Source organism: Corallococcus llansteffanensis (assembly GCF_003612055.1).
Taxonomy (GTDB): domain Bacteria; phylum Myxococcota; class Myxococcia; order Myxococcales; family Myxococcaceae; genus Corallococcus; species Corallococcus llansteffanensis.
In genome coordinates this window covers 1-10,282 of sequence record NZ_RAWB01000010.1, presented here as the reverse complement: position 1 = coordinate 10,282, position 10,282 = coordinate 1, and the positions used below count along the sequence as shown (strand labels likewise).

The 10,282-nt window shown below is 72.7% G+C and carries 2 protein-coding genes; both read right to left on the bottom strand.

Translation table 11 applies throughout. The features are described from left to right. Window positions 1–9: 9 nt before the first annotated feature. Window positions 10–6,867, bottom strand: a complete 6,858-nt coding sequence (locus D7V93_RS01865) for a type I polyketide synthase (RefSeq protein ID WP_120641696.1) — start codon at window positions 6,865–6,867, stop codon at window positions 10–12. Then, window positions 6,864–10,265, bottom strand: coding sequence for a non-ribosomal peptide synthetase (locus tag D7V93_RS01860; RefSeq protein ID WP_120641695.1), 3,402 nt, complete (start codon window positions 10,263–10,265; stop codon window positions 6,864–6,866). Before D7V93_RS01860 ends, D7V93_RS01865 begins: the two co-directional genes overlap by 4 nt. Between the last annotated feature and the right edge of the window lie 17 nt (window positions 10,266–10,282).

Here is a 10,282-nt window from a genome sequence, read left to right as displayed (position 1 = left end):
GGTGTTGCCTCAGCCCTCCGACCCGTCCGCATCGTTGATGAGCGCCGCGAGCGCCCCCAGCTGCGAGTCATCCAGGCCCGCCAGGGGGAAATCCACGGATGACAATGCCGCGCGGGTGTCCTGCTCCTCGCTGCCCAGCGTGCGCAGCGCACCGAGGACCTCCCCCGCGAGCCGCGACGCCGTCGCCTGCGTGTACGTCCCGTCGTCGTAGGCGCAGCGCACGTGCAGGCGCCCGCCGGACAGGAACGTCTCCACTTCCAACGCGTACCCACCCGTCGCACGGTGGGCCCCAGGCAGCAGGCCCGCACCGAACGGCGACGCGTCCTCCGTGGAATCCACTGCTCCCAGGTGCCGCACGAGCACCTCCGCCCGGGGCAGGCGGCGCAGGCGCTCGGACAGCTCACCGTGCGCCCCGTCGCGCAGCAGGCCGAAGCCGATGCCCCGGCGCGGCACGCGGCGCATGCGCTCCTTCGCGGCCTTGAGCGCGTCGCTCGCCCCCTGTCCGCGCTCCAGCTCCAGCAGCAGCGGCCAGGTGACGTCGAAGCAGCCCACCGTGCGGGAGAAGTCCTGGCCGTCGAACGCGTCGCGTCCATCCGTCACGACATCCACCCGCAGCCGGCCTCCACCCGTCCAGGCCGCCAGCGCCTGACCGAGCGCCGCCAGCGCGCCCTCCGCCACGTCCGCACGCCACGTCCCGGAGAGCTTCTCGTGGAGCCGCCGCGTCTCGTCCTCCGACAGCGACACCTCCACGACCCGCGAGGCCCCCGACGCGCTGCCCGCGCGCTCCACCGGCAGCTTCGTGGTGCCCTCTCCCGCGGCACCCGTCCACACCGACTCCTCCTTGCGCAGTGACTCGGAGGCGGCCTCTTCCGCCAGCCGCTCCGCCCAGCGCTTGAAGGATGCCGTCTTCGTGCGAAGGCCCGGTCCACCGCGCGCATGGCGCACGGCCGCGGACAGGTCCTCCACCAGGAGCCGCCACGAGGCCCCATCCACCGCCAGCCCGTGCGCCGCGATCAGCAGCTGGCTGCCCGCGCCGCCCTCCAGCCGCACCCACGCGGCCGACACGAGCGGGCCCGCGCCCACGTCCAGCTTCGCGCGGAGCTTCTCCTCCTCGCCGTGCAGCGCCGCTTCGTGTTCAGCGGCCGGCAGCGCGCGCAGGTCCACCTCCGCGAAGGGCACCTCCGCACCCGGAGCCGTGCCCGCCTGCTGCCACCCGGACACGCCGCGCGTGAAGCGCAGGCGCAGGGCGTCGTGGTGCGACAGCACCGTGCCCAACGCCTGGGACAGCGCGGACGCCTCCACCGCGCCGCGCACCGCCACCCGCGCCACCCGGGTGGAGGCCGCGACGGGCGCCTCCAGCAGCCGGCGCTGCTCGGGGGTGAGCGGGGCAGGGCCCACCACCGGCCCCTGCTCGGCCTGCTTCGCCACGATGCCGGCGATCATCGCCGCCAGCTCCGCGATGGTGGAGTACTGGAAGAACTGCTGCGGGCTCAACTGCAACCCGGACTGGCTGCCGCGCGCGATGATCTGGATGGCCTGCACGGAGTCGCCGCCCAGCTCGAAGAAGTTGTCGTTCACGCCCACCTTGTCGATGCCGAGCACCGCCTGCCAGGCCTCGGCGATGCGCTGCTCGATGTCGTTGCGCGGCGCCACGTACTCCGTCTTCAGCTTGGGGCGGGCCTGCTGCTCGCCGGGGGCACGCGTCTCGCCCACCGCCTGCAGCACGCGCTCGCGCACCACCTCGTCCGTGTGGGCGATGGTCGCGTGCAGGTCGCGCACGGAGACCACCACCTGGGACGCCAGGGCCGAGGCGAGGATGCGCTCCAGCGCCGTCACTCCCTCGCTCGGAGCGATCTCCTTGCGCTCGTCGGTGGGGAGCACCTTCGCCAGCGCGGATTCGCGGGCGGCGGCGGCCAGGGCGCGCAGCTCGGCGGCGGGGTCGTTGACGCGCTTCTGCGTCAGCCGCTCCACCTCCACCAGGACGCGGCCCTGCTCGTCCATCATCGTGAGGTCGAAGGCGAGCGTCTCGTCGCCGTTGGACGACTCGTTGGCCCGGAAGCGCGCGTGGCTGTACACGCGGCGCGGCAGCTCGCCGTGCAGGCGCAGCACCTTGTAGCCGAAGGGCAGGTAGTAGCCGTGCTCCGCGAGGAAGCTCTTGGCGATGCCCGACGTGCGGTCGATGAGCGACGGGTGGAAGAGGAGCTGCTCGAAGTCGCCGGTGAACTCCGGCATCAGCTCCAGCACCATCAGCAGCTCGTTGTCACCCGGGAGGATGGCCTGGACGCTGCGCCAGCGCGGCCCCAGCTCCTGCTCGTATTCGGCCTCCAGCGACTGCGGGCGCGGCTTGTCGCAGCGCTTGCGGATGGCCTCCAGGTCCTCCACGCGCGCCACGCGGGGCCCGCCGAAGCGCACCCGGCCCGCTGAATGGTCCGTGCCCTTGCCCACGCCGCCCGGCGGCAGGCTCTTCACGCCCCAGCGGTAGCCGTCCCCGTCCTTCTCCAGGGTGAGGCGCACCTCGCGCGTCTCGTTCTCCGGCACGCGCAGCGGCGCGAGGAAGTAGTTGTCCAACAGCTCGATGGTGCGGCCCCTGGCCTCGTCCGCCACGGCGGCGCGCACCATCTCGAAGTACGTCACGCCCGGCACCGTGGGGTTGCCGAGGATGCGGTGCTCGTCCGTCACCCACTGCGAGCGCGGCTCGCCGAAGGTGCCGGAGAAGACCTTGCGTTGCGGCGTATCCACCAGGCAGCGGTGGACGAACGGGTGCGGGATGGCGCGGCCCTCGCCCGTCTGCGTGGCAGGCCTCGCGGCCATGCCGACCTCGTCCCACGCGCCCCAGTTGATGGACACCGCGTAGGTGCCCGTGCGCGCCTGGAACGCGCGGGTGAAGGCGTCCAGGTACGCGTTGGCCGCCGTGTAGTCCACCTGGCCGAAGCGGCCCACGACGGTGGTGAGCGACGAGCAGGCCGCGAAGAAGTCCAGCCGCTCGCCCTCCAGCACCGCCGCCAGCACGCGCGTGCCCGTCACCTTGGGCGCGAGCACCGCCGTCGCCGCCTCGCGCGTCTTGAGCTGGAGCAGTCCGCCGCCCGGCACGCCCGCCGCGTGGATGACGCCATGGAGCGCGCCGAAGCGCTCGCGCGCCGTGGCCACCACCGCCCGCATGCGCTCCAGGTCCGTCACGTCCGCGCTGAGCGCCAGCACCTTCGCGCCCTTCTCCTCCAGGCGCTGCACGGCCTGGATGCGCCGGCGCGTCGCCTCATCGCCGGACTCCAGGTGCTTCGCCCACTCCTCGCGCGGAGGCACCACCGCGCGCCCGACGAGCACGAGCCGTGCGTGGAACTTCTCCGCCAGCGCCTCGGCGAAGGACAGGCCGATGCCGCCCAAGCCGCCGGTGATGAGGTACACGCCGCCTTCACGCAGGGGCACCGCCGATTCGGGGCCTGCCTCCAGGCGCACCTCCTCGAAGTCGCGCACCCAGCGACGGCCGCCGCGGAAGGCCGCCACGGGCTCCTCCGCGTCCGACGCCAGCTCCGCGGCCAGCAGCTCCACCAGCCGTCCGGCCTGGAAGCTGCCCGCGGGCGGCAGGGTGACGTCCACGCTGCGGCAGTGCACGTGGGGCAGCTCGCGCGGGATGACGTTGGTGGGTCCCAGCGCGACCGCCTGCTCCGGCGACACGAGGTCCCCGCCAATGACTTCCTGCATGCCGTTGGACACCAGCGTCAGGCGCACCGGCTTGCCCGCCGCGTGCGCGCCCAGCGCCTGCGCGAGGTGCAGCGGGCTGAAGAAGGACCGCTCGACGACGTCCTCCGTCGCCGCGCCCGAGCCCTCGGCGGTGATGCCGGTGAGGTGGACGATGCGCTCCGGCAGCCGACCGTCCGCCGCCAGCTCCGACAGCAGCGCGGCGTAGTCCTCGCGGCGGCCGGGGTTCAGCTCATACGCGTCCGCGCCCGTGCGGCGGAACTCGCGGCCCTGCGTGACTTCCACCAACGCATGGCCCTGCTGGCGCAGCTTCGCGGCCAGCTTCGCGCCCAGGCCCGCCCGGTCCTGCAGCAGCAGCCACGGCGCGGCCTTCGCATCCGGGGCCCCGACGGCGGCCACCTTCGGCGCGGACTCCTTCCACACGGGCAGCCAGAACCAGCCCGCCACGTCCTGGCGCTTCTCCAGCGAGCCCCCGCGCTTCGCGGACTGCGTGCCCGTGGAGGCGCGCAGGTCCACCCAGTAGCGCTGGCGCTCGAAGGGGTAGGTGGGTAGCGGCTCACGGCGGCGCGTCTCGCCGTCGAAGTACCCCGGCGCGTCCACGCCCAGGAGCCACAGGTAGCCCAGCGTGCGCAGCAGGTACTCCGCTTCCGGCGTGGGCTCGCCCACCGTCGGCAGCGTGGTGTGCATGGACTGGGTCGGCTTCTTGCGCGGGTGCCAGCGCGCGAGCGACTGGAGCGCCTTGCCCGGGCCCACCTCCAGCAACACGGCTTCCGACTCCTTCAGCAGCTCATCCAGGCCGTCCGCGAAGCGCACCGGCTGGCGCAGGTGCTTCGCCCAGTAGTCCGGCGACGTCGCCTGCTCGGCGGTGATCCACGTCCCCGTCACGTTGGAGATGAAGCGCAGCTTCGGCGCGGACGGCTTCGCTTTCGCCACCGCGTTACGAAAGGCGCCGACGATGGGGTCCATCATCGCGGAGTGGAACGCGTGCGAGGTGCGCAGCCGACGGGCCAGCACGTCCTTCGCCGCGAGCCGCTTCTCCAGCGCTTCAATCGCCGCCGGAGTGCCCGCGACGACGCACGAGCCCGGCGCGTTGGCGGCGGCCACTTCCAGCCCGTCACCCAGCAGCGGACGCACGTCAGCCTCCGCGAGCTGCACGGACAGCATGGCGCCCGGGGGGCAGGACTGCATGAGCCGGCCCCGGGTGGCCACCAGCTCCAGCGCGTCCTCCAGCGTGAACACGCCGGCCAGGCAGGCCGCGACGTACTCGCCCACGCTGTGGCCGATCATCGCCGACGGCTCCAGGCCCCACGACAGCAGCAGCTTCGCCAGCGCGTACTCCACGACGAAGAGGGCTGGCTGCGTAACGGCCGTCTGCTCCAGCTTCGCGGCGGCCTGCGCGTCCTGCGTGTCCGAGCCGAACACCAGCGGCTTCAGGTCCAGGCCGTGGCGCTTCGACAAGAGCTCCAGGCAGCGGTCCGCCTCCTGCTTGAACACGGCCTCCGTGCGGTACAGCGACGCGGCCATGCCCGGGTGCTGCGAGCCCTGTCCGGGGAACATGAACACCACGGGCCGGGTGACGCGCTCCTGCGTGCGGGTGATGACGCGGTCCGGGGACAGCGTCGCCAGCGCCTGCGCGGCCTCCTCCACGGTGCGCACCACGACGAAGCGGCGGTGCTCGAAGGCCTTGCGGCCCATCTGGAGCGTGAACGCCACGTCCGCGAGGTTCAGGTCCGGGTGCGCCTTGAGATGTTCCGCCAGCCGCGTCGTCGCCGTCTCCAACGCCGCGTCCGAGCGGGCGGACACCACCAGCAGCTGGTACTCGCGCGAGGGGCCGGACGGCTTGCGCTCCGGCGCCTCCTCCACGACGACGTGCGCGTTGGTGCCGCCCAGGCCGAACGCGCTCACGCCCGCGCGGCGGGGCGCGGGGGCGTTCCAGTCCTGGAGCTTCGCGTTGACGTAGAAGGGGCTGTTCGCGAAGTCGATCTCCGGGTTGGGCCGCTCGAAGCCGAGGCTGGGCGGAAGCTGCCGGTGCTTCAGCGTCAGCGCCGTCTTGATCAGGCCCGCGATGCCTGCCGCCGTGTCCAGGTGGCCGACGTTGCTCTTCACGGAGCCCAGGCCGCAGTAGCCGTTGCGCGTGGCGCCGCCGCCGCGGAAGGCCTTCGTCAGCGCCTTCACTTCAATCGGGTCGCCCATGGGCGTGCCCGTGCCGTGGGCTTCGACGTAGGTGATGGTGTCCGGGTCCACGCCGGAGAGCGCGTGCGCCATGCCGATGACCTCGGCCTGACCGTTCACGCTGGGCGCGGTGTAGCCGACCTTGTCGGTGCCGTCGTTGTTGAGCGCGCCGCCGCGAATCACCGCGTGGATGACGTCGCCGTCCGCGATGGCGTCCGACAGGCGCTTGAGCACCACCACGCCCGCGCCGCTGCCGCCCACCGTGCCCTGCGCGTTCGCGTCGAACGGGCGGCAGTGCCCGTCCGGGGAACCGATGCCGCGCTCGGTGTAGAGGTAGCCCGTCTTCTGCGGGACGGAGACCGTCACGCCGCCCGCCAGCGCCGTGTCGCACTGGAGGCTCAGCAGGCTCTGGCACGCGTGGTACACGGCCACGAGCGACGTGGAGCACGCGGTCTGCACCGTCACCGCCGGGCCCTTGAGGTCCAGCTTGTAGGCGACGCGCGTGGCCAGGTGGTCGTTCTTGTTGTGGATGACGGCCTGGAACGCGCTCACCGTGCCCGTCAGGTGCCCGGCCGAGGACAGGTTGTAGAGCAGGTAGCCGTTGGCGCCCGCGCCCGCGTAGATGCCGATGGGGCCCTTCGCGCGAGCGGGATCCTGGCCCGCGGACTCCAGGGCCTCCCAGGCGCACTCCATGAAGAGGCGCTGCTGCGGGTCGGTGATCTCCGCCTCGCGCGGGGACAGCTCGAAGAAGCGCGCGTCGAACTGCTCGATGCCGTCCAGCGTGGCCCGGGCCTTGACGTACTTCGGATCCTTCAGCTCCGCGGGGTCGATGGCGGCGCGGTCCAGCTCCTCGTCCTTGAAGAAGGTGATGGACTCCACACCCTCCTGGAGGTTCTTCCAGAACGCCTCGGGGGTGCTGGCTCCGGGGAACCGGCACGCCATGCCCACGATCGCCACGCCTTCCATCGAAGGAGCGTCCTGCTCGATGTCGCTGCTCATCGCTTACCCCTGGCCTTCATCAAGAGGGCCTGTTGCTGCATCGCCTGAAGTTGTTTCTTCGCGCGCTCGTCACGCGCCTGCTGCTGCCGGGACTCCTGGGCCGGGTTCGCCTGCGCCTGTCCCAGGTACTTCGCCAGCGAGGCCACGGTGGGGTGCTGGAACAGCTCCACCATGGAGAGACGCCGGCCCATCAAGAGCGACAGCTTTTCGTGCACCTGCACCATGAGGAGCGAGTGCCCTCCCAGGTCGAAGAAGCTGCTGTGCAGGCCCACCCGGTCCACCTTGAGGGTCTCCTGCCAGATGGCCGCGATGCGCTGCTCCAGCTCCGTGACGGGCGCCTCGTAGGGCGTGGCCTCGGAGCGCATCGGGGTCGGCTCCGGCAGTGCGCCCCGGTCCACCTTGCCGTTGCGGTTGAGCGGCAGTCGCGCCAGCGGCACGAAGGTGGAGGGGAGCATGAACTCGGGCACCAGCTCGCGCAGGAAGCCGCGCAGCTCCAGCGCGAGCTGCGCCGTCACCTGCTCGCTGCCCGCGGGCATGCCGCGCCGGGGAACGAAGTACGCCACCAGCCGCGCGTCCTCCTTCTCCCCGCGCACGACGACGACGGCCTCGCCCACCTCCGGGTGCGTGCGCATCAGCGCTTCGATTTCGCCGGGCTCGATGCGGTAGCCCCGCACCTTCACCTGGAAGTCGGCGCGGCCGTGGAAGTCGATGCGGCCGTCCTCGCGGTAGCGGCCCACGTCGCCGGTGCGGTACAGGCGCGCGCCCGGCACGGGGCTGAACGGATCCGGCACGAAGCGCTCGGCGGTGAGGTCCGGTCGGCCCTCATAGCCCCGGGCCACGCCCGCGCCGCCGATGAACAGCTCCCCGGGCACGCCGAGGGGAAGCTCCCGCAGGCCCGCGTCCAGCACGTGCACGCGCACGTTGCCCAGCGGCCCGCCGATGCTCGGCTGCGCGGAGTCCGCGATGGGGCACGCCGTGGCGTTCACGGTGCACTCCGTGGGGCCGTACATGTTGACGAAGCGCGTGCGGGTGAGCGGCGTGAGCTCCGCCCAGGTGCGCGCGTCGATGGCCTCTCCGCCCACCAGCACGAGGGCCGGCGAGAAGTCCGCGTCGCGCCCCAGGCCCTGCGCCAGCATGGGTCCCAGCAGCGACGGCGTGCAGTCCACGACGTCCACACCGTGCCGCTGCACCCACGCGCGCATGCGCACCGCATCCGGCCGCACTTCCTCCGGGACGATGTGCAGCGAGTGGCCGTTGAGGAGCTGGAGCCACTGCTTCACGGAGGCGTCGAAGACGAGCGGCGCGTTGACGCTCACGCGCAGGCCCGGGCCCCGGCCCTGGTAGACGACGTCGCGCAGCGTGGCCGCGAGATTGAGCGCCGCGCGGTGGGGGATCATCACGCCCTTGGGGCGCCCCGTGGAGCCGGAGGTGAAGATGACGTAGGCGGCGTTCTCCGGCGACAGCGTCACGTCGGGTGCGTGGGGGGACGCGGCGGCCAGGGCGTCCGTCTCCTGGTCCAGGCAGACGAAGGCGTGCGCGCCTTCGGGCAGCGACGCGCGCAGGTGCGAGCGGGTGACGACGAGCGGGGCACCGGACTGCTGGATGACGTAGGCCAGGCGCTCACGCGGGTAGGTCGGATCCAACGGCACGAAGGTGCCCCCGGCCTTGAGGATGCCGAGCAGCACCACGAGCTGCTCCACGGAACGCTCCAGGCACACCGCCACGCGCGTCTCGGTCCCCACGCCCTTCGAGCGCAGGTGGCAGGCGAGCCGGTTGGCGCGCTCGGACAGCGCGGCGAAGGTGAGCGGGTCGTCCTCGAAGGCGACCGCGACGGCGTCCGGCCGGGCGCGGGCCACGGCCTCGAAGCGCGCGGGCAGCGTGTCCTGCGTGTCGTGGTCGCGGGCCGTGCGGTTGAAGTCTGCCAGCCGCTCCAGTTCTCGCGGGCCCACCCAGGGCAGGGCGTCCAGCGCGCGCTCGGGCGCGGCCACCGCCGAGGCGAGCAGGGTCTCCATGCGCTCCAGCAGCCGGGTGGCCTCTTCGGGCGCGTACGCGGCTTCGCCGTGGTGCAGCTCCAGCGACAGTGGACCCCGCCCGCGCACCAGGGCCAGGGTCAGCTCGGCACGCTCGCCGCGAGCGTCCAGGTGGGTGAAGGACAGCGTCAGCCCTCCTGCGTGAACGGGCTCCGGCCACGCGAGGTCCTCGAAGGCGAAGGAGCGGGCGGGCGGCGTGCCACCGATGGCGGGGAAGGCGCTCAGCGCGTCGAAGTCGTCCTGCCACGCGGCGGTTTCACGAACGGCCCGCGCCGTGTCGCGCACGAGCGCTTCGAAGCTCGCGCCGCGAAGTTCGGGGGAGGTGCGCACGGGCAGCCAGCGCTCGAAGAGGCCGAGCGCCGCGTCCAGTCCGTCGTAGCCACGGCCCTCGACGCGCACGGAGATGCACGCGTCGCCGCTGCCCCCCATGCGTGCCAGCAGGCGCGACCAGGTGGCGAGCACGACGTCCGCGACCGGGACGCCGAGTCGGCCGGCCAGTGCCTCCAGGGCCTTGGTCGTCTCGGGTGCCAGGACGCGCGCCGCACGGTTTGTGCGCAGGCCCTGTGAGCCCGGGCCCGTGCGGCGCGTGGGCAGCGTCGCACCCGTGGCGCCCGACAGGTCACGGCCCTTCCAGAAGCGCCGGCCGTCCGCGCCGTCGTCGGACTCGAGGATCTGGTGGAAGACCTCCGCGACGTCCGCGTACTGCGGAGGCGGCTCCTCGTCCGTGGTCGCCGGCGCAGTCGTCGAAGCCGTCAGCGCACGTCCCAGCTCGCGGGCGATGACGGCGAACGTCTGGCGATCCGCGGAGAGCGCGGGCAGGTCGAGGAGCAATGCATGTCGACCCTGGCCGAGGACCACGAGCCGTGCCGGCGTCAGCGCTTCCAGTGATGCCGCGGAGCCTTCGGCGATCAGCGCCTCCAGCCGCGCCGTCGTTCGTGCGTCGAGCGATACCGCAGAGGCCTCGGCGCTCAACGCCTCCAGTCGTGCCGACGTCACTACATCCCGCGATGCCGTCGAGCGTTCAGTGCTCGGTGCGTCCCGAGATGCCACCGGATGCAGAGCCTCCAGTCGCGCGGTCGCCTCCGTCTCGGAGAGGTTGCTCCAGTCGAGCACCTCCAGGACTGTGGCCGGGACGTCACCGGGCAGTTGCACCGCGGCGGTCGTGCCCGCGAGGTGGCGATAGGTCGTGCGAAGCACCTCGTGCGCGGCGCACAGCTCGCGCACGGCGCGCTCCAGGCGCTGCACGTCGAGCGGTCCTTCCAGCGACAGCACGGCCCGGGCGCGCGAGGGCGTTCCAGGAACGGCGGTGAGGAGGGACCAGAGTCTTGCCTGCTGGGGGGAGAGCCGGAATCCGGTTGTCTGCGTCAAGCTGAGGGCTCCTGGGG